Origin of the sequence: Actinomycetospora aurantiaca, from assembly GCF_037401875.1 — a bacterium.
In the GTDB taxonomy this organism is placed as follows: domain Bacteria; phylum Actinomycetota; class Actinomycetes; order Mycobacteriales; family Pseudonocardiaceae; genus Actinomycetospora; species Actinomycetospora aurantiaca.
This window is the reverse complement of record NZ_JBBEGN010000002.1, coordinates 373,836-391,953: the sequence shown is the minus strand read 5'-3', so window position 1 is coordinate 391,953 and position 18,118 is coordinate 373,836. Positions and strand designations below refer to the sequence as shown.

At 74.2% G+C, this 18,118-nt stretch carries 19 protein-coding genes; 8 read left to right on the top strand and 11 right to left on the bottom strand.

Annotation, left to right across the window (positions count from 1 at the left end):
- The first annotated feature begins 175 nt into the window (after positions 1–175).
- The 3 genes from moaA (at position 176) to WCD74_RS06460 (ending at position 2,606) form a co-directional block, all read left to right on the top strand.
- Entirely contained in the window at positions 176–1,255 is a 1,080-nt protein-coding gene (gene moaA, locus WCD74_RS06470) for a GTP 3',8-cyclase MoaA (protein WP_337694010.1), read from the top strand.
- Complete coding sequence (locus WCD74_RS06465; RefSeq protein ID WP_337694009.1) at positions 1,255–1,533, top strand: MoaD/ThiS family protein; 279 nt, start codon at positions 1,255–1,257, stop codon at positions 1,531–1,533. The genes moaA and WCD74_RS06465 overlap by 1 nt, the downstream gene beginning before the upstream one ends.
- A gap of 65 nt (positions 1,534–1,598) precedes the next feature.
- Entirely contained in the window at positions 1,599–2,606 is a 1,008-nt protein-coding gene (locus WCD74_RS06460) for a hypothetical protein (protein WP_337694008.1), read from the top strand.
- A gap of 13 nt (positions 2,607–2,619) precedes the next feature.
- On the opposite strand, the gene WCD74_RS06455 is transcribed toward WCD74_RS06460, so the two are convergent.
- The gene (locus WCD74_RS06455; protein ID WP_337694007.1) at positions 2,620–3,210 is read right to left on the bottom strand and encodes a TetR/AcrR family transcriptional regulator; all 591 of its coding nucleotides are present in this window, start codon (positions 3,208–3,210) and stop codon (positions 2,620–2,622) included.
- Positions 3,211–3,314: 104 nt separating this feature from the next.
- Between WCD74_RS06455 and WCD74_RS06450 the strand changes: the two genes are divergently transcribed.
- The 4 genes from WCD74_RS06450 to WCD74_RS06435 all read left to right on the top strand — a co-directional run bounded on the left by WCD74_RS06450 (position 3,315) and on the right by WCD74_RS06435 (position 7,683).
- Positions 3,315–4,592 (top strand): FAD-dependent oxidoreductase, encoded by a 1,278-nt coding sequence (locus WCD74_RS06450; RefSeq protein WP_337694006.1) that lies wholly within the window; start codon positions 3,315–3,317, stop codon positions 4,590–4,592.
- A 44-nt stretch (positions 4,593–4,636) separates the two neighbouring features.
- The gene (locus tag WCD74_RS06445; protein ID WP_337694005.1) at positions 4,637–5,605 is read left to right on the top strand and encodes a hypothetical protein; all 969 of its coding nucleotides are present in this window, start codon (positions 4,637–4,639) and stop codon (positions 5,603–5,605) included.
- Between the two features lie 38 nt (positions 5,606–5,643).
- Positions 5,644–6,111, top strand: coding sequence for a methylated-DNA--[protein]-cysteine S-methyltransferase (locus WCD74_RS06440; protein WP_337694004.1), 468 nt, complete (start codon positions 5,644–5,646; stop codon positions 6,109–6,111).
- A gap of 75 nt (positions 6,112–6,186) precedes the next feature.
- Complete coding sequence (locus WCD74_RS06435; RefSeq protein WP_337694003.1) at positions 6,187–7,683, top strand: AMP-binding protein; 1,497 nt, start codon at positions 6,187–6,189, stop codon at positions 7,681–7,683.
- On the opposite strand, the gene WCD74_RS06430 is transcribed toward WCD74_RS06435, so the two are convergent.
- Together WCD74_RS06430 and WCD74_RS06425 are read right to left on the bottom strand one after the other, a co-directional pair.
- Positions 7,677–8,567, bottom strand: a complete 891-nt coding sequence (locus WCD74_RS06430; protein ID WP_337694002.1) for a DNA-3-methyladenine glycosylase family protein — start codon at positions 8,565–8,567, stop codon at positions 7,677–7,679. The two genes, WCD74_RS06435 and WCD74_RS06430, sit on opposite strands and share 7 nt — an antisense overlap.
- A 10-nt stretch (positions 8,568–8,577) precedes the next feature.
- A complete protein-coding gene (locus tag WCD74_RS06425) occupies positions 8,578–8,811 on the bottom strand; it encodes a metallothionein (protein ID WP_337694001.1) in 234 nt (77 codons plus the stop codon).
- Between the two features lie 132 nt (positions 8,812–8,943).
- Here WCD74_RS06425 and WCD74_RS06420 point away from each other — a divergent pair, with 132 nt between their 5' ends.
- Positions 8,944–9,327 (top strand): VOC family protein, encoded by a 384-nt coding sequence (locus WCD74_RS06420; protein WP_337694000.1) that lies wholly within the window; start codon positions 8,944–8,946, stop codon positions 9,325–9,327.
- Between the two features lie 79 nt (positions 9,328–9,406).
- Here the strand turns inward: WCD74_RS06420 and WCD74_RS06415 are convergent, their stop codons facing one another.
- The 8 genes from WCD74_RS06415 to WCD74_RS06380 form a co-directional block, all read right to left on the bottom strand.
- Entirely contained in the window at positions 9,407–10,006 is a 600-nt protein-coding gene (locus WCD74_RS06415) for a helix-turn-helix domain-containing protein (protein ID WP_337693999.1), read from the bottom strand.
- Positions 10,003–10,809 (bottom strand): endonuclease/exonuclease/phosphatase family protein, encoded by an 807-nt coding sequence (locus WCD74_RS06410; RefSeq protein ID WP_337693998.1) that lies wholly within the window; start codon positions 10,807–10,809, stop codon positions 10,003–10,005. The genes WCD74_RS06415 and WCD74_RS06410 overlap by 4 nt, the downstream gene beginning before the upstream one ends.
- Positions 10,806–11,801, bottom strand: a complete 996-nt coding sequence (locus WCD74_RS06405; RefSeq protein WP_337693997.1) for a P1 family peptidase — start codon at positions 11,799–11,801, stop codon at positions 10,806–10,808. Before WCD74_RS06405 ends, WCD74_RS06410 begins: the two co-directional genes overlap by 4 nt.
- The gene (locus tag WCD74_RS06400) at positions 11,801–12,997 is read right to left on the bottom strand and encodes a CaiB/BaiF CoA transferase family protein (RefSeq protein WP_337693996.1); all 1,197 of its coding nucleotides are present in this window, start codon (positions 12,995–12,997) and stop codon (positions 11,801–11,803) included. Before WCD74_RS06400 ends, WCD74_RS06405 begins: the two co-directional genes overlap by 1 nt.
- A 96-nt stretch (positions 12,998–13,093) precedes the next feature.
- Complete coding sequence (locus tag WCD74_RS06395) at positions 13,094–13,948, bottom strand: SRPBCC domain-containing protein (RefSeq protein ID WP_337693995.1); 855 nt, start codon at positions 13,946–13,948, stop codon at positions 13,094–13,096.
- An 86-nt stretch (positions 13,949–14,034) separates the two neighbouring features.
- On the bottom strand, positions 14,035–14,886 hold the full coding sequence (locus tag WCD74_RS06390) for an FAD binding domain-containing protein (RefSeq protein WP_337693994.1): 852 nt from the start codon (positions 14,884–14,886) through the stop codon (positions 14,035–14,037).
- Positions 14,883–17,375 (bottom strand): xanthine dehydrogenase family protein molybdopterin-binding subunit, encoded by a 2,493-nt coding sequence (locus tag WCD74_RS06385; protein ID WP_337693993.1) that lies wholly within the window; start codon positions 17,373–17,375, stop codon positions 14,883–14,885. Before WCD74_RS06385 ends, WCD74_RS06390 begins: the two co-directional genes overlap by 4 nt.
- Positions 17,375–17,893 (bottom strand): (2Fe-2S)-binding protein, encoded by a 519-nt coding sequence (locus WCD74_RS06380; protein ID WP_337693992.1) that lies wholly within the window; start codon positions 17,891–17,893, stop codon positions 17,375–17,377. The genes WCD74_RS06385 and WCD74_RS06380 overlap by 1 nt, the downstream gene beginning before the upstream one ends.
- Positions 17,894–18,118: the final 225 nt, after the last annotated feature.

Below are 18,118 nucleotides of genomic sequence, written 5' to 3'. Positions count from 1 at the left end.
GAGAGCCCGCCACGGTGACGGGCGTCGGCCACCTGCCCGATCGCAGAGTTCCGCCGCACTCGCGCCGCAGGTGCGAGGACCGGCGATCACCTGCGTCCGCATCTGCGGATCACCACTCCCACCTGCGGAGATGCTGCTCACCCACACCCGCGCGACGCGGTTATCGTGGCGGGCGATGACCATCCTCGACCTCGGCGTCCCGTCCGTCCCGGGGCCGCCGGACACCACCACGGACCGTCCCGACGACCCCCGGCTCACCGACCGCTACGGCCGGATCGCCACGGATCTGCGCGTGTCGCTGACCGACCGCTGCAACCTGCGCTGCACCTACTGCATGCCCGCCGAGGGCCTGGAGTGGATGCCGACCGAACAGGCCCTGACCGACGACGAGGTCGTCCGGCTGGTGCGGGTCGCCGTCGAGCACCTCGGCGTCCAGGAGATCCGCTTCACCGGCGGCGAGCCGCTGCTGCGCAAGGGCCTGGAGGACATCGTCGCCGCCACGGCCGCGCTCGCCCCGCGGCCCGACATGTCCGTGACCACGAACGGTCTCGGGCTGACCCGGCGGGCCCGCGGGCTCGCGGCCGCCGGGCTCGACCGCGTGAACGTCTCGCTGGACACGCTGCGCCCGGAGCGCTTCGCCGAGATCACCCGCCGCGACCGGCTGGGCGACGTGCTCGACGGGCTCGCCGCCGCCCGTGACGCGGGCCTCGGCCCCATCAAGATCAACACCGTGCTGATGCCCGGCCTGAACGACGACGAGGCGCCCGACCTGCTCGCCTGGGCCCTCGCCGAGGGCTTCGAGCTGCGGATCATCGAGCAGATGCCGCTGGACGCCGGCCACTCCTGGCAGCGCGAGCGCATGATCACCGCCGAGCAGATCCTGGCCTCGCTGCGCACGCGGTTCGACCTGCGCCCCGACCCGGCCGAGCGGGGCGGCGCGCCGGCGGAGCGGTTCCTCGTCGACGGCTGGGAGCGCCCCGGGGGCGGACCCGCCCGCGTGGGGGTGATCGCGTCGGTCACCCGCCCGTTCTGCGGGACCTGCGACCGCACCCGCCTCACCGCGGACGGCCAGGTCCGCACCTGCCTGTTCGCTCGCAGCGAGAACGACCTGCGCGGGCTCCTGCGCGGCGGCGGCACCGACGCCGAGATCGCGGCGGCGTGGCGCGTCGCGATGTGGGGCAAGAAGCCCGGCCACGGGATCGACGACCCCGGGTTCCTGCAGCCCGACCGTCCCATGAGCGCGATCGGAGGATGATGACGAGCTCCCTCGGCACCCGCACCGTCACGGTGACCGTCCGCTACTTCGCCGGGGCCAAGGCCGCGGCCGGACGCAGCACGGAACCGATGACGGTGCCCGTGGGCACCACGATCGCCGCCCTCGTCGAGGCCGTCGCCGCCGACCACGGCGAGGCCCTGGTGAAGGTGCTGGCGGCGTCGTCGTTCCTGCTCGACGGCACGGCCGTGCACTCTCGGGACGAGGTCCTCGCCGACGGCGCGGTCCTCGACGTCCTGCCGCCGTTCGCCGGAGGCTGACCAGCACTGAGCCGAACGAGTGGCTTGCTCGCCGCTCGTCGTCACGCTCTGCTACCACTACGGGCATGAGCCGCCTCGCGCCCGTCGTCCTGATCGCCCTCGTCGTCCTGTTCGGCACCGCGTGTTCCGGAAGCGCGGAGCCACCACCGCTGCCCGACCTCGGACCGGTGGCGATGACGGGCGATCCGCGGACGGCGGACGCGTGCGCGCTGCTGGACCCGCAGCTGTTCACCGGGGTTATCCCGCCGTCGCCCTACCCGGGCGTCGGTGACGCCGTCGGCTCCTGCCGTCTGATCGGCCAGGCGGAGCCCTACCGCCCGCAGAGCGTCGAGGCGTCCTTCGCCACCGAGCGCTCGATGACGATCACCTCCACCGAGCCGCCCGAACCGGCGGGGACCGCGACGATCCTGCGCCCGCAGCCCGCGGACGACGTGTGCCGCCGGGCCGTCCGGCTCGTCGACGGGACCTACGTGATCTTCTCGGGACGGACCATCTCCGAGCAGGCCCGCATCGGCGCGGAGGGCGGACCGCCGCCGGTCGCGGACTGCCAGGTGGCCGAGCGGGCCATGCGGTTCGGGCTCGTGCGGCTGGAGGACGCCGGCGTCACCCACGGCCCCAGCCACCAGCCGGAGTCGGTGCTCGAACGCGCCGACGCCTGTGCCGCGCTGGGCGACCCGGCCGCCCGACTCGGCCTCACCGACCCGCCGCGCTACGTCGGGTTCGCCGACCGGCACTGCTTCGTCGGGACCCCGTCCTACGGTCAACCGGTGGCCTGGCTGGACTTCGTGGCCATGGACACCCTGCCGCCGTTCCCCACGCCGCCCGACCAGCGACCGGAGGTCCGCCCGGGGCTCGAGGGCCAGCTCTCGCGCTACCCCGGCCAGTTCGGGACCGCCTGCCAGGTCCTCGTCCCGTGGAACATCACGAACTACTACGTGCGCCCGGGCCCGAAGCAGTGGGAGGTGGTGCGCATCGTCGTCGAGCTCCCCGAGGTCGGCACGAACCGTGCCTGCGACCTGGCCGTCCAGCTCGCCCGGGAGTCCGTGCCCCGGCTCCCCGCACCGCGCACGTGAGGATGCCGCGGGGTCAGAGGTCCGCGGTGAGGTAGCGCTGCAGGGTCGGCCCGTAGGCGGCCACCAGCGTGGCCGTGTCCGCCGCCCGCAGTTCCGGCAGCTCGACGACCTCGCGCGCCACCAGGATCCCGACCACCTGGGACGCGCAGAGCTCGGCCCGCAGCCGTGGGCGGTCGACCTCGATCGCGGTCGCCACCGGGTCGAGCACGGCTCCCGTCAGGAACTCCCGGAGCATCTGCGCAGCCGGCGGGTGACCGACGGCCGAGCGCAGCAGGGCGATCATCGGGTTGGCCGGCCCGAGCCGGGCGAAGGTGACGAGCAGGGTCCGCACGAGGCGCTCGCCGAGGCCGTCCACGCCCTGCTCGAGCATCCGCGCCACCACGTCGGCCGGGTTGAACGGGAACGCCATCGCGCTCGCGAACAACCCCTCCTTGGTGCCGAAGTAGTGGTGCACGAGGGCGGGATCCACGTCGGCGGCCGTCGCGACCGAGCGCATCGTCGTCTCCCGGAACCCCTGCTCGGCGAACCGTTCCCGGGCCGCGCCGAGGATCGCCTCGCGGGTGCCGGAGTCGCCGGGGCGCCGCCCGGCCGCCCGCTTCGCCATGGCGTCACCCTAGCCGAACTCATTGGCCGTTGAATTCTGCGCGGCCCGGTCGTACCGTGACCCCGAGAGGAATTCATCGATCAGTGAGTTAGGGGGCGGGCGCGATGGAGCGCACGACGTGCTGTGTGGTCGGGGGCGGCCCGGCCGGCATGATGCTCGGGCTGCTGCTGGCCCGGGCCGGGGTTGAGGTCACGGTGCTGGAGAAGCACGCGGACTTCCTCCGCGACTTCCGCGGCGACACGGTCCACCCGACGACGCTGGACCTCCTCGACGACCTGGGGCTCGGCGAGCGCTTCGCCGCGCTGCCCCAGAGCCGGGTCGAGGAGGTGGCCTTCCCCGTGCGGCCGGTGGAGCCCGCGACGGCGGTCGGCAGCGGGGAGATGCTGCGCGTCGGAGACTTCACGCGACTGGCCGCCCTGGGCGTGCGCCACCCCTACGTCGCGATGGTGCCGCAGTGGGACCTGCTCGACCTGCTCGCGGACGAGGCCGGGCGCGAGCCCACGTTCACGCTGCGGATGAGCACCGAGGTGACCGGGCTGCGGCGGGACGGCGACCGGGTGACAGGGGTGCACTACCGCACCGCCGACGGCGTCGAGGGCGAGATCGAGGCCGACCTCACCGTCGCCGGGGACGGCCGGACCTCGACGGCCCGGGCGGGCGTCGACCTGCCGAGCACCGAGTACGCGTGCCCCATGGACGTGTGGTGGTTCCGGCTCCCGCGGCACGCGGGCGACACCCTGACCGCGCTCTCGCCCCGCATGGGCGAGCGCCGCTTCGGCCTGCTGATCCCGCGCGAGGACTACTACCAGGTCGCATACATGACGCCGCCCGGCTCGGACGCCGCCCTGCGGGCGCGCGGGCTCGAGGCGTTCCGGGCCGACGTCGCGGAGCTGATCCCGGAGTTCGCCGACCGGATGGACACGATCACCTCGCTGGACGAGGTCAAGCTCCTGTCGGTCAAGCTCGACCGGCTGCGCCGCTGGCACGTCGACGGCCTGCTCTGCCTCGGCGACGCGGCCCACGCGATGTCGCCCATCGGCGGCGTCGGCATCAACCTCGCGATCCAGGACGCGGTCGCCGCGGCGACCCTGCTCGCCGCGCCGCTGCTGCGCGGTCACGTCCGGCCCGACGAGCTGGCCGCGGTGCGACGGCGGCGGATGCTGCCCACGGTGCTCGTCCAGACGCTGCAGCGCCTGATGCACCGGGCGATCCTGAGCCCGGTGCTCGAGGGGCGCCGCACCGGACCGCCCGCCGCGGTGCGCCGGCTCATGGCGGCCGTGCCGCCGGCGACGATCCTGCCCGCCTACCTGATCGGCGTCGGGTTCCGGCCGGAGCGCGCTCCCGCCTTCGCGCGCCGCGAGCCGGTCGCCGCCCGCGGCTGAGCACCCCTTTCCGCGGCCCGTCGACGTGCGGTGGGATGTCCGGCATGCGTCGTTGGGCGGCGGTGGCCGTCGTCGTCGTGACCCTGCTGCTCGGGGCCTGCTCGACGGCGGCCCCGGCTCCCCCCGGGCGCCCGCCGGCGGCGCCGCTGCCGGAGGTCCCGCTCGGCCCGCTCACGCTCACCGGCGACCCGCGGGCGGCGAACCCGTGCGACCTGCTCGACCCGCGGTCGTTCGGCGCCTCCTGGTACCCGGTGGCATTGTCCGGGGACTCCGTCGGCTCCTGCCGCATCCAGGGCCGCGCCGCCGACGACCGCCTGCAGGCCCTCGAGGCGGTCTACGACTCCGAGGCCGCCACGACGTACACCTCCGGCGAACCCGTGCGGCAGCTCGGCGCCGCGAGCGTGCTCAGCCCGACGCCGTCCGACGACGTCTGCCGTCGGGTCGTGCGCCTCGTCGACGGCACCCTCGTGGTGTTCTCCGGGCGCGGCCAGGCCGGCTCGCGGTGGGTCGCCGACTGCGAGGGCGCGGAGCGGGCGATGCGCGCCGGCGTGGCCACGCTCGCGGCGCGCGGCATCACCTACACCCCCGGCTGGTTCGCCGACCGGTCGCTGGTGGCCGCCGACGCGTGCGCCGCGCTGGGCGACCCGGCGCCGCTGCTCGGCGTCGTCGACCCGCCGCGCTACCCCGGCTTCGGCGGGTGGCGCTGCCTGGTCGGGGAGCCGCTGCCCGGGCGCGCCGTGGCGTGGACCGACTTCGTCGTCATCGACGACTACGCCCCGATCCCGGCCGGGCGGTCCACCACGGTCGGGACCACGCCCGCCGTCGTGACCTCCTACCCCGGCCAGTTCTCCCCCGGCTGCCAGCTCTACCTCGACCGTGGCCCGGTCGGCCCGCCCGAGTACCGGCAGCGGCAGATGGTGCGCGTGACCGTGGAGCGCCCGGCGCCGGCCGAGGTCAGCTGCGCCCAGGTGGTCACGGTGGCCGAGGGCGTGGTCGCCCGCCTGCCCGCCTGACGCGCAACACCCGCCGTCGGGACGGTGTTCGAACGGGTATGAGCGTGGTGCACGAGACACGGATCGGGCCGCTGTACCTGGCGGCGTCGGGAGCCGGGCTGAGCCTGGTCGGGTTCACCGAGCCGGAGACCGACGGTCCCGACGACGAGGCGGTGCTGGACCTGGCCCGCCAAGAGATCGACGCCTACCTGGACGGCGGGCTGCGGGAGTTCACCGTGCCGGTCGACCTCTCGGGGACCTCCGGGGCGCACCGCCGGGTGCTGGCCGGGCTCGACGACGTCGGGTGGGGCTCGACGATCACGTACGGCGCGCTCGCGACGAAGGTCGGGCTGCCGCTGTCGGACTCCCGGCGGGTGGGCGGCGCGATGGCACGGAACCCCGTGGCGATCGTGGTGCCGTGCCACCGGGTGGTCGGCGCGGACGGCTCGCTGACCGGCTACGCGGGCGGGCTGGGGACCAAGCGGACCCTGCTCGACCTCGAGGCCGCCGACGTCATGCTGTTCTGAGCTTCGTCACACTCGCCCCGCTCCTCCGGATCACCGGGTAGTCGTTGCGTATAGCAACGACTCGAGGAGGAGTTCATGGCGCCCCGCGCCGACGTCGAGGCCCACCTGCAGGCGTTCGCCGAGCACGCGGAGGACCTCGCCCTGGTCCACCACGACCGGCGCATCACCCACGGCGACCTGCGCGACGCGGTGTTCCGCACCGCGCGTGCCCTCGACGGGCGGGGCGTCGGGCCCGGCTCGATCGTCGTGCTCCTGGGCGGCAACGAGCCCGAGGGCATCGTCGCCCGCTTCGCGGTGAACCTCCTGGGGGCCGGGGTCACCCAGCCCTACGCGGGCCTGTCCCCGGAGTCCCGTGGGCGCATCGTCGCCGACGTCGACGCCGCGACGATGCTCGTCGTGCCCGGCCACGAGCGGGACGCCGACGCGGTCCTGGAGCACGCTCCGCCCGTCGACCGCGTCGTCCTGGACGAGGGGCTGACGGCCGGGTACGGCGCCGACCCGGTCGCGTGCCGCGCCCGGCCCGGGGACGTCGAGCAGATCCGCCACACCGGCGGGACGACGGGCCACCCGAAGGGCATCACCTACACCTTCGCCCACCACCTGCGGATGCTCTCCCACACCTGGCGCCCGTCGGCGGCGGACGACGCCGACGAGCCCGCCGAGCCCGTCCGGCAGCTCGTGTGCACGACGATCGCGCACGCCGCGGGCGGCATCGCCGACCGCACGCTCGCCGTCGGCGGTGCGGTCGTGCTGCTCGACGGCTTCGACCCCGCCGAGGTGCTGGCGACGATCGAGCGCGAGCGGATCACCGACCTGTGGCTGCTCCCGCCGCTGCTGCACCGCCTGCTCGACCACCCCGACCTCGACGACCGCGACCTGTCCAGCCTGCGCACCGTGATCTACGGCGGGGCGCCCGCCGTGCCCGCCCGGACCGCCGAGGCGGTCCGCCGGATCGGGCCGGTGTTCGTGCAGTTCTACGGCCAGACCGAGGCGGGCGGCATCAGCGTGCTGACCCGGGAGGAGCACGAGGACCCGTCGCTGCTCGGCACCGTCGGCCGGGTGCTGCCCACCACGGAGCTGTCGGTCCGGGGTCCCGAGGGCGAGCCGGGTGAGCTGTGGGTGCGCACCGGCATGGAGTTCGACGGCTACTGGAAGCAGCCCGAGCTCACCGCGCGGACGCTCGACGCCGACGGCTGGATGCACACCGGGGACGTCGGCTACCTCGACGACCGCGGCTACCTGCACGTCGTCGACCGGCTCGGTGACGTCGTCGTGGTCGTCGGCGGGCACGTGCACACGCCCGAGGTGGAGAACGTCCTCGTCGGGCACGACGGCGTCCGGGAGGCCGCGGTGTTCGGCGCGCCGGACGACGACGGGTCGGAGGCGGTCCACGCGGCCGTCGTCACCGAGCCCGGCGCGGCGCCCGACCCCGCCGAGCTCACCGACCTCGTCGCGCGGCGGCAGGGACCGATGTACGCGCCGGCCGACGTCGGGTTCGTCGACGAGATGCCGCTGACCGACGCCGGGAAGGTGGACAAGAAGGCGCTCCGGGCGCGGCTCGCGGCTCAGTAGTCGGGCATGGTGTTGACCGCGTGGTCGAGCGCGGCCCACAGGTACTGCGTCGCGTAGGCGCGGTAGGGGCGCCAGGCCTCGGCGCGGGCGACGAGGTCGCGGTCGCGCTCCGGGAGCCCCAGCTGCTTGGCGGCGACCCGGATGCCGAGGTCGGAGGGCAGGAAGGCATCGGGGTCGGCGAGCGCCCGCATGGCGACCGAGTCGACGGTCCAGGGGCCGATCCCGCGCAGCGCCCCGAGCTGGTCGCGGGCGTGCGGGCCGCGCAGGTCGACCGACCCGTCGGCGAGGGCGGCGACCAGGCCGTGCAGGGTGCGCTTGCGGCTCGCGGGCATGCCGAGTTCGTCGTCGGTCAGGGCGGTGAGCTGGTGCGGGGTCGGGAAGAGGTGGGTCAGGCCCGATCCGGGCGGGGCGAGGCCCTCGGGCAAGGGGGTGCCGTGGGCGCGGACCAGGCGGGCGGCGTGGGTGCGGGCGGCGGCCGTGGAGACCTGCTGGCCCAGCACGGCGCGGACGGCGAACTCGTCGGGATCCGGGCTGCCCGGCACCCGGCGGCCCGGCGCGGCGTCGACGAGCGGGTGCAGGACCGGGTCGGCGCGCAGTGCCCCGTCGACCGCGGCCGGGTCGGCGTCCAGGTCGAGCAGGCGCCGCGCGAGGCGGACCGCCTCCGCCCCGTCGTCGGGATCGCCGCGGATCTCGGCCTCGACGACGCGGCCGACCGGCGGCGGCAGGCTCACGACGGCGGGTCCGTGCGGCAGCCGCAGCGTGCGGCGGTAGGCACCGCCGGACCACTCCTCGACCCCGGGGACCGCCGTCGCGACGAGGTGACCGTAGAGGTTGTCGGGCCGCAGGGGCTCCGTGAACTCCAGCGCCGCGCGCACGACCGCCACGGCGCGAGCCTTACACGTGGTCGACCGTGGACGCCCCCTGGGCCGCCGACGCGCAGTGGGCGCAGCAGTAGAAGCGGCCCTCGACCTGGTGGCCGTGCCCCATGATCATGACGCCGCAGTGCTCGCAGCGGGGCGCCATCGCGTGCATGGCGCACTCGAAGCTGTCGAACGTGTGCGTCGCCCCGGCGGCGGTGATCTGGAACGCCATCTCGTAGTCGTTCCCGCAGGTCTCGCAGACGGCCATGGTGGGACTCCTTCGTCGTCGTCGTCGTCGATCGGAGCGTCCCGGCTGCCCACCCATGCGCATGCGGCAATCCCGTGGCGCCGTCCGATGGATCCACGACCCCGGGTGCGGCGCGGTCCTAGCGTCGCGGCCATGAAGCTCCAGCCGTTCGCCGTCGGGATCGTCGTCGCCGACATGGCCGCCTCGCTCGCCTTCTACCGCTCGCTGGGCCTGGACGTGCCCGACGAGCCCGCGCCGCATGTCGAGGTCCCGTTCGGCGCACTCCGCCTGCTCCTCGACACCGAGGAGACCGTGGCGTCGTTCGACCCGTCCTTCACGCCGCCGACCGGCGAGGGCCGGGTGGGCCTCGCGCTCGAGTGCGACTCCCCCGCCGACGTCGACGCCGCCTACGAGCGGCTGGTGGGCCAGGGGTACCGCGGCCACCTCGCCCCGTTCGACGCCGTGTGGGGGCAGCGCTACGCCTCGGTGCTCGACCCCGACGGCGTGGGGGTGGACCTGTTCGCCGCCTCGTCCTGACGTCGCGTCGAGTGCAACACCAGGCATGCCGACGGGCCTCGAGAGCTGCCAGGTGCAGCACTCGGCGGGGCGGGGGCGCCTACCCGAGCGCCGTGGGCGCCCGTCCGGTCAGCGCCCGCGCCTCGCGGGACAGGTGCTGCTGGTCGACGTAGCCCGCGGCGGCCGCCGTGTCCGCCCAGGAGCTCCCTTCCCGACGACGGGCGAGGGCCCGTTGGAGCCGCAGGACCCGGTGCAGGTGCTGCGGTCCGTACCCGAACCGCACCCGGCACCGGCGCTGCAGCGTGCGGGCCGAGAGCCCGACCTCGTCGGCGATCGCCGCCACCGGCACGCCCCGCGCGGAGGCGTCGAACACGTACCGGGCCCACGGCCCGTCGTCGGGCAGGTCGGCCATCCGCCGCCGCAGCCACGACCCGACGTCGGGAACCCGCCCGACGACGTCGGCCAGCGGCACCGTCCGCCCGACCAGCTCCTCGGCGGGCACCTCGAGCACCAGCGACCCGACGCCGTGCGAGAACCGCACCCCGCGGAACCGACCGACGGTCGCGTGCTCGCGGGCGACCGCGTCCGGCCCCGCGACGACCGCCTCGCCGTCGGGCCGCACGATCACGTCGAGGCAGCCGTCCGGGAGGATCAGCGAGGGCCCGGCCGCCTCCCGGACCCACGGGTGCGCCACCGTCACGCGACCACCTCCAAGTCCACCAGGATGCCGTGGTGGTCCGACGGCCACACCCCCTCGGCGCCCGGGCCGTCGCCGAACACCGCCGTCCCGGCCACGCGCAGCGGCACCGAGCCGCGCCCGGCCCCGAGCAGCACGTGGTCGATCCGGGAGGGAGGAGAGCCGCTGGGGGCGACGTACGGGTTGGCCGGGGTCCAGGTCGGCTCGTCGGGGTCGGCGGCCCAGCGGCGGGTGTTGACGAGGACCAGCCCCGGCTCCGCGGGCGCGGTCAGGTGCCCCTCGACCAGGCGCATCTCGTCGGAGGCGGCCTCGGCGTTGAAGTCGCCGACGACCAGCGGGGGCAGGTCGGTCGGGTCGGCCGCGACCACGTGCCGCGCGATCGCCCGGACCTGCTCGCACCGCTGCGCGGACCCGGTGACCGACGACGTCAGGTGCGCGCACTGCACCTGCCACGACCCGGCCGGGGTGTCGACCGTGGTCCCGAGCAGCACCCGCCCGGTCCCGGTCAGACCCTCGAGGTGCCGCGGCCGCACCGGCCAGCGGGCGAGGACGGCGTTGCCGATGCCGTGGTCGGTGCGGACCCGGGAGGTCCACGACGACGGGTCCGGCGACGCCCCGAACACCGCGTGCATCCCGAGCTCGGCGGCCAGCTCGGTCGCGAGGTCGGTGTCGCCGTGCGACCAGACCTCCTGCAGGCCGATCACGTCGGCGTCCACCGCGCGCAGGGTCTCCAGGATCGCCGGGCGTCGCCGGTCCGGCTCCCCGAAGCGCCACCACAGGTTCCAGGTGGCGACGCGGAGCCTCATCCGGTACCCCCGGGTCCGGCTCCGCTGCGCTCCGCGTCCCTGACCACCTCGGTGTAGCTGCGGAACCCACCCACCGACTCCGCCGCGAGCACCGCGTTGCCCACCGCCCGCGTCACCGCGTCCGCCCCCGCCGTCAGGAGCGCCTGGATGCCGCCGAGGTCGGGCGCGGGCCGGTCGCCCGTCGCGAGCCCGAACAGGGTGTCGCCGTCGGTCATCCCGTGCACCGGGCGGATCGCGCGGGCGAGCCCGTCGTGGCCCACCGCGGCGAGTTTCGAGCACTGCGCGACCGACAGCGTGGCGTCGGTCCAGACGACGCCGATCGTGGTGTTCAACGTGGGCGGGGCCGCCGCCGCGGACAGCCGCCCGAGCAGCGCCGACCGGTCGTCGGGAAGGGGCGGGGGTGTGCGGTCGTCCGTGGTGAGGTGCCGCGCGGCCCACAGCTCGCCGGTGCGCGGATCCACGGCCGACCCCGCCGCGTTCACGACGACGAGCGCGGTCACCTCGCCCGCGTCCGTCGCCACGCCCGCCGTCCCGACCCCGCCCTTGAGGCCCCCGACGACGGCGCCCGTCCCCGCTCCGACGACGCCCATCGGGGACGGCCCCTCGACCGCGGCCGCGTAGGCCGCGGCACCGAGGGCGGCGTCCGGCCGGCGGCGGAAGTCGCCGCCGCGGCCGAGGTCGAACACCACCGCGGCAGGCACGATCGGCACGACCTCACCGGGGCCGCCCACCGGGAACCCGATCCCGGCCTCCCCCAGCGCGTCCATCACCCCCGTGGCGGCCGCGAGCCCGTAGGCCGACCCGCCGGAGAGCACGACGGCGTGCACGCGGTCGACGAGCGTGCGCGGGTCGAGCGCGTCGGTCTCCCGCGTACCGGGGCCGCCGCCGCGGACGTCGACCCCGGCGACCGCGCCCTCGGGGCCGGGGAGCACGACGGTGGTGCCGCTGAGCGCGCCGGGGCCGGACAGCGCCGCGTGGCCGATCCGCATCATCAGATCGTCCCCTCCTCGGCGAGCTCCGCGATCTCCGAGGTGGAGAGCCCGAGCTCGGCGTAGACCTCGTGGTTGTCCGCCCCGAGCCGCGGCCCGGCGCGGCGGACGCGGGCGGGCGTGCCGGCGAAGGTCGGGACGACGCCGGGCCCGAGGACGTCCTCGTCCAGGCGCTCGTCGTGGTGGGCGACGATCATGTCGCGCGCGAGGAACTGCTCGTCGGTGACGACCTCCGCGATCGTGTTCACCGGCCCGACGATGACCCCGGCCTCGTCGAGCAGCCGCCGCACCTCGTCCGCGGGCTTCGAGGCGACCCAGTCGGCGACGATGCCGTCGATCTCGTCCTGGTTCCGGCCGCGGGCGACGTGGTCGACGAACTTCTCGTCGGTGGCGAGCTCCGGGAGCCCCATCGCCGCGCAGAGCCGTCGGAACACCGTGTCCTGGTTGGCGGCGACGACCATCCACAGCCCGTCGGCGCTCCGATAGATGTTCGACGGCGCGATCCCGTCCAACCGGGTGCCACCGGGCCGGCGCACGCGGCCGAGCTTGTCGTACTCGGGGATGCAGGACTCCAGCACCGACAGGCAGGCCTCGGTGATCGCGATGTCGACGACCTGTCCCTTCCCGGTGACCGAGCGGGAGTACAGCGCAGCCAGCACGCCCTGGACCGCGACCATCCCGGCCAGCGAGTCGCCGAGCGAGACCGCGGTGCGGGGCGGCGGCTGGTCGGGGTAGCCGTTGATGCCCCGCAGGCCGCTCATCGCCTCGGCGACGGAGGCGTAGCCGGGCTTGGACGCGTACGGGCCGGTCTGGCCGTAGCCCGAGACGCGCCCGAGGATCAGGCCGGGGTTGACCTCGGCGAGGACGTCGAAGCCGAGGCCCCAGCGTTCCAGGGTGCCGGGACGGAAGTTCTCGACGATGACGTCGGTGCGCGCCACGAGCTGCAGGAACAGCTCGCGCCCCCGGCCACTGCGGGGGTCGAGGGTGATGCAGCGCTTGTTGCGGCCGATGACGGTCCACATGAAGTGCTCGCCCCGGTACGCGCCCTGGCCCCACTCGCGCAGCGGGTCGGGGCGGCCGGGCGGCTCGATCTTGACGACGTCGGCGCCGTAGTCGCCGAGGATCCGCGCCGCGAACGGCCCGGCAATGATCGTCCCCATCTCCAGCACCCGCAGCCCTGCCAGGGGTCCCTCGTCCATGGTCGACATCCTGCCCCGTCGTCGGGACCGCGGAACGAGCGAAGGGCCCCTCCGGTCGATCTACTCGACCGAGGGGGCCCTTCGCTCAGAACACGATCAGCGCCGGGCGAGCCGGATGATCAGCAGGATCAGCGCCAGCACGCCGACGCCGGCCGCGACCGGCACCAGGCGCTTGGTGAGCGCGTCGGACGAGGCGTCGAGCAGGTCGATGGCCTCGGCCTGCTGGCGCTTCGGCTTCGGGGCCGACTGCACCGGGCGCGGGCCGGCACCCGAGGCGGGCGACGCACCGGGGACCGCCGCGGTCTCGTCGGCCTTGCGGGCCTCGGCGACCGTGGAGGCCATCGGCGCCGCCTCGGGCGCACCGGACCCGGCCGCGACCGGCGCCGGCGAGGCCGGCTGCGACACCGGGGTGGCGGCGCCGGACACCGGCTCCGCGCCCGAGGAGACCGGCGCGGCCGCACCGTTCGACGTCGAGGCCGAGGCGGGCGCGGCCTCCGGAGCCGGGGCGTCCGCGAACTCGTCAGCCAGGCACGAGGCGAACTGCCCCAGGATCTTGTCGCCCACGTCGGACATCACGCCGCGGCCGAACTGCGCCGGCTTGCCGGTCACCTGCATCTCGGTGAGGACGGTGACCTTCGTCGAGTTCGCGCCCTCCTCCGACATCGTCAGGGTGGCCTTCGCCGAGGCGGTGCCGTTGCCGCGGGAGTCGCGTCCCTGGGCGTCGACGACGATCTTGTGCGCGGTCTTGTCGCGCTCGACGAACGTCCCCTTGCCCTTGTAGGTCATGGAGATCGGGCCGAGCTTGACCTTGACCGTGCCGGTGAAGTCGTCACCGTCGGCGGAGGTCAGCGTGGCACCGGGGAAGCAGGGCGTGATCTTCTCCGGGTCGTTCATGGCGTCGTACACGGTGTCGATCGCGACCGGCACGGTGAAGGAGTTCTCGAGTTGCATCTACGCCTCCAGGCGAGTGGGTGGACGCACGTGAGGCCCGCCCCGAGCAGGGACGGGCCTCACGGTAGGGCTGTCGGCCGAGCGTGTCAGCCGGCCGCGGCGAGCACCGCACGTCCGGTGAGGACCTTCGCGAGGTGCTCGCGGTAGTCCGACCCGGCGTCGGCGTCCGACGTGGGGCTGGTGCCCTCGGCGGCGGCCTGCGCGGCAGCGCGGACCGTCTCCTCGCTCATCGTCTGCCCCACCAGGGCCGACTCCACACCCCGCGCACGGACGGGCACGCCTGCCATGTTGGTCAGGCCGATGCGGGCGTCGGTGATCGAACCGCCCTCGACCTTGACCGCCGCGGCGACGGCGACGATCGACCAGGCCTGCGCGACCCGGTTGAACTTCTCGTACCGCGCGCCCCAGCCCGTGTACTTCGGGAAGCGGATCGCGGTCAGGATCTCCTGCGGCCCGATGGCCGTCGTGAAGTAGTCCTGGAAGAAGTCCCCGGAGGCGACGGTGCGCTCCCCGTCCGGGCCGGCGACGACGAACTCGGCGTCCAGCGCGAGCGTGGGCGCCGCGAGGTCACCGGCCGGGTCGGCGTGCGCCAGGGCGCCGCCGAGGGTGCCGCGGTGGCGGACCTGGAAGTCGGCCACCGTCTTCGTGGCCTCGCTGATCAGCTTCACGTGCTGGTTCAGCAGGTCGTCCCGGGTGACGTCGTGGTGGGTCGTCATGGCCCCGACGACGATCTTGTCGCCCTCCTCGCGCACGCCGCGGAGCTCGGCGATGCCGCCGAGGTCGACGACGAGCGACGGGTCACCCATGCGCAGCCGCAGGACGGGGATGAAGCTCTGGCCGCCGGCCAGGATCTTCGCGTCGTCCCCGCCGTCGGCGAGCGCCTGCACGGCCTCCGCGACCGACGTCGGCCGGACGTAGTCGAACGATGCCGGGATCACAGCGCGCCTCCCTGGTTCTTCACCGAGTCACTCTTGGCCATGCTGCCGAGGCCGGCGCCGGGCGAGGCGACGTTCGCCTCGTCGGACTGCGCGCCGGTGCCCTTGGCGGAGTTGAGCGCCGTCCACACGCGGTAGGGCGTGGTCGGCATCTCGATGTCCTTGACCCCGTACTGCCGCACGGCGTCCAGGACCGCGTTCACGACGGCGGGGGTGGAGGCGATCGTGCCCGCCTCGCCCACGCCCTTGACACCGAGCGGGTTGGTCGTCGACGGCGTCGACGTGTTCGCGGTGTCGAAGCTGATCAGGTCCGCCGCCGAGGGCAGCGTGTAGTCGACCAGCGTGCCCGAGAGCAGGGTCCCGGACTCGTCGTACGGGGCGTCCTCGAAGAGCGCCTGGGCGATGCCCTGGGCGAGCCCGCCGTGGACCTGCCCCTCGACGATCAGCGGGTTGATCACCGTGCCGACGTCGTCCACGCAGACGTACTTGTACAGCTGGACGAACCCGGTCTCGGTGTCGACCTCGACCGCGCACAGGTGGGTGCCGTGCGGGTAGGAGAAGTTCTCCGGGTCGAACGTGGCGTGGGCGTCGATGTCGGGCTCGATGCCCTCGGGGTAGTCGTGGGCCGCGAACACCGCGAGCGCGATGTCCTGGATGCCCACACCCTTGTCGGTGCCCTTGACCGAGAACTTGCCCGCGGTGAACTCGAGGTCGTCCTCGGAGGCCTCGAGCATGTACGCCGCGATCGGCCGGGCCTTCTCGACGACCTTCTCGGCCGCCTTGACCATGGCGATCCCGCCGACCGCGAGCGAGCGCGACCCGTAGGTGTCCAGCCCGCGGTAGGACGACTGGGTGTCGCCGTGGAGGATCTCGACGTCCTCGAACGGGATGCCCAGCTTGTCCGCGATGATCTGCGAGAACGCGGTCTCGTGGCCCTGCCCGTGCGGGCTGACCCCGACGACCACCTCGGCCTTGCCCGTGGGCAGCATCCGGATGGCCGCGGTCTCCCAGCCACCGGCGCCGTAGTCCAGCGAGCCGAGCACGCGGGACGGGGCGAGGCCGCACATCTCGGTGAAGGTCGAGATGCCGAGGCCGAGCTGCTTGACGTCGCCGCGGTCGCGGCGCTCCTGCTGCTCGCGGCGCAGGCCGTCGTAGTCGAACATCGACATGGCCTGGTCGGTGGCGGCCTCGTAGTTGCCCGTGTCGTAGGTCAGCGTGCTGACCGTGGTGAACGGGAACTCCTCGTGCTTGATCCAGTTGCGCTTGCGCAGCTCCATCGGCTCCATGCCGAGCTCGACGGCGACCTCGTCCATCATCCGCTCGATGCCGAAGGTGGCCTCCGGCCGGCCGGCGCCGCGGTAGGCGTCGGTGAGCGTCTTGGTGGTGAAGACGTTGGTGCAGTCGAACCGGTAGGCCGGGATCTTGTAGATCGCGTTGAACATGAACGCGCCGAGGATCGGCACGCCCGGCCCGACCAGGCCGAGGTAGGCGCCCATGTCCGCGAGGAGCTTGACGTCCAGGCCCTTGATCTCGCCGTCCTTGGTGACGGCGACCGTGAGGTCCTGGATCTGGTCGCGGCCGTGGTGGGCCGTGAGCAGCGACTCCGAGCGGGTCTCGGTCCACTTCACCGGCTTGCCCAGCTTCTGGGCCACCAGCAGGGTGACGACCTCCTCCGGCGCCACGGCGATCTTGCCGCCGAAGCCGCCGCCGACGTCCGGCGCGATGACGCGGACCTTGTGCTCGGGGAGCCCGAGGGTCAGCGCCAGCATCGTCTTCAGGATGTGCGGCACCTGGGTCGACGACCACATGACCAGCTGCTCGCCGGTGGGGTCGACGACCGTGGAGCGCGGCTCCATGAACACCGGCACCAGGCGCTGCTGGCGGAAGCGGCGCCGGACGACGATCTGGTCGTCGGCCTTCTCGGCCGCCGCGATCGCCTCGGACGCGGACCCGCCGGAGCCGGCCTCGCCCGAGTCGAACACCCACTGGGCGTTCTCGTTGGTGCCGAGCTCCGGGTGGACCAGGGTGGCGCCCTCCTTGAGGGCCTCCTCCATGTCCAGCACCGGCGCCAGCTCGGAGTAGTCCACCTCGACCAGCTCGGCGGCGTCCTTGGCGGCGGCCGCGGTGCGGGCCACGACCACGGCGACACCCTCGCCGGCGAAGTTCACGCGGCTGCCGGCCAGGGCCGGACGCTGCGGGGACTTCATGTCCTTGGTGATCGGCCACGCGCAGGGCAGCTGGACCGCGTCGGCCCCGATGTCGGACGCGGTGTAGACCGCGACGACGCCCGGGACCTGCTTGGCGGCGCTGGTGTCGATGCTGCCGATCTCCGCGTGGGCGAACGGGCTGCGGACGATCGAGAGGTGCAGCAGGCCGGTGATGGCCTGGTTGTCGGTCCACCGGGTGCGCCCGGTGATGAGCCGACGGTCCTCCTTGCGGCGCCGGTCGCGCCCGATCTCCTGCGCCGGGGCGCTGTTCTCGACCGTGGTCATCAGGCACCGCCCCCGGCGACCGAGGACGTCGCGGGCTGCGACGCGGCCGAGCCCGGCTTCATCTTCTGCGCCGCGTCCTGGACCGCGCGGACGATGTTCTGGTAGCCGGTGCAGCGGCAGAGGTTGCCCTCGATGCCCTCCCGGACCTCCTGCTCGGAGGGGTCGGGGTTGTCGCCCAGCAGGTCGATCGACTGCATGATCATGCCGGGCGTGCAGTAGCCGCACTGCAGGGCGTGGTTGTCGTGGAACGCCTGCTGGACCGGGTGCAGCTGACCGTCACGCTCGAGGCCCTCGACGGTGAGCACCTCGCTGCCGTTGGCCTGGACGGCCAGCACGGAGCAGGACTTCACCGACAGGCCGTCGAGGTGCACGGTGCAGGCACCGCAGTTGCTGGTGTCGCAGCCGATCACCGTGCCGGTCTTGCCCAGTCGTTCCCGCAGGTACTGCACGAGCAGCATGCGGGGCTCGACGTCGTCCTCGTAGACGAGGCCGTCGACGGTGGTCCGGATGCGTGCCATGGATTCACTCCTCACACACGCCCCCGTCCGCGTCCCGCGGGTCGAGGAGGCGAGCACGTCGTCGTGGTGGTGGTCCGTCGGGGCGCCGCCGGTGTGGGCCGGAAGCGCACGACGATGCCGTCACGCCCGTCAGCGTGGTGGCGGCCACATCACACCCCCGTGATCGCCGACGCGCAACGCCCGGCCGGGGTGCGTCGGGTGTGACCTCCGGTGCAGGTCAGGTCA

Bases quoted from the DNA above. Each gene is read 5' to 3' on its own strand.
- moaA (WP_337694010.1), top strand. From the start codon at position 176: ATGACCATCCTCGACCTCGGCGTCCCGTCCGTCCCGGGGCCGCCGGAC.
- WCD74_RS06465 (WP_337694009.1), top strand. From the start codon at position 1,255: ATGACGAGCTCCCTCGGCACCCGCACCGTCACGGTGACCGTCCGCTAC.
- WCD74_RS06460 (WP_337694008.1), top strand. From the start codon at position 1,599: ATGAGCCGCCTCGCGCCCGTCGTCCTGATCGCCCTCGTCGTCCTGTTC.
- WCD74_RS06455 (WP_337694007.1), bottom strand. From the start codon at position 3,210: ATGGCGAAGCGGGCGGCCGGGCGGCGCCCCGGCGACTCCGGCACCCGC.
- WCD74_RS06450 (WP_337694006.1), top strand. From the start codon at position 3,315: ATGGAGCGCACGACGTGCTGTGTGGTCGGGGGCGGCCCGGCCGGCATG.
- WCD74_RS06445 (WP_337694005.1), top strand. From the start codon at position 4,637: ATGCGTCGTTGGGCGGCGGTGGCCGTCGTCGTCGTGACCCTGCTGCTC.
- WCD74_RS06440 (WP_337694004.1), top strand. From the start codon at position 5,644: ATGAGCGTGGTGCACGAGACACGGATCGGGCCGCTGTACCTGGCGGCG.
- WCD74_RS06435 (WP_337694003.1), top strand. From the start codon at position 6,187: ATGGCGCCCCGCGCCGACGTCGAGGCCCACCTGCAGGCGTTCGCCGAG.
- WCD74_RS06425 (WP_337694001.1), bottom strand. From the start codon at position 8,811: ATGGCCGTCTGCGAGACCTGCGGGAACGACTACGAGATGGCGTTCCAG.
- WCD74_RS06420 (WP_337694000.1), top strand. From the start codon at position 8,944: ATGAAGCTCCAGCCGTTCGCCGTCGGGATCGTCGTCGCCGACATGGCC.
- WCD74_RS06410 (WP_337693998.1), bottom strand. From the start codon at position 10,809: ATGAGGCTCCGCGTCGCCACCTGGAACCTGTGGTGGCGCTTCGGGGAG.
- WCD74_RS06405 (WP_337693997.1), bottom strand. From the start codon at position 11,801: ATGATGCGGATCGGCCACGCGGCGCTGTCCGGCCCCGGCGCGCTCAGC.
- WCD74_RS06400 (WP_337693996.1), bottom strand. From the start codon at position 12,997: ATGGACGAGGGACCCCTGGCAGGGCTGCGGGTGCTGGAGATGGGGACG.
- WCD74_RS06395 (WP_337693995.1), bottom strand. From the start codon at position 13,948: ATGCAACTCGAGAACTCCTTCACCGTGCCGGTCGCGATCGACACCGTG.
- WCD74_RS06385 (WP_337693993.1), bottom strand. From the start codon at position 17,375: ATGACCACGGTCGAGAACAGCGCCCCGGCGCAGGAGATCGGGCGCGAC.
- WCD74_RS06380 (WP_337693992.1), bottom strand. From the start codon at position 17,893: ATGGCACGCATCCGGACCACCGTCGACGGCCTCGTCTACGAGGACGAC.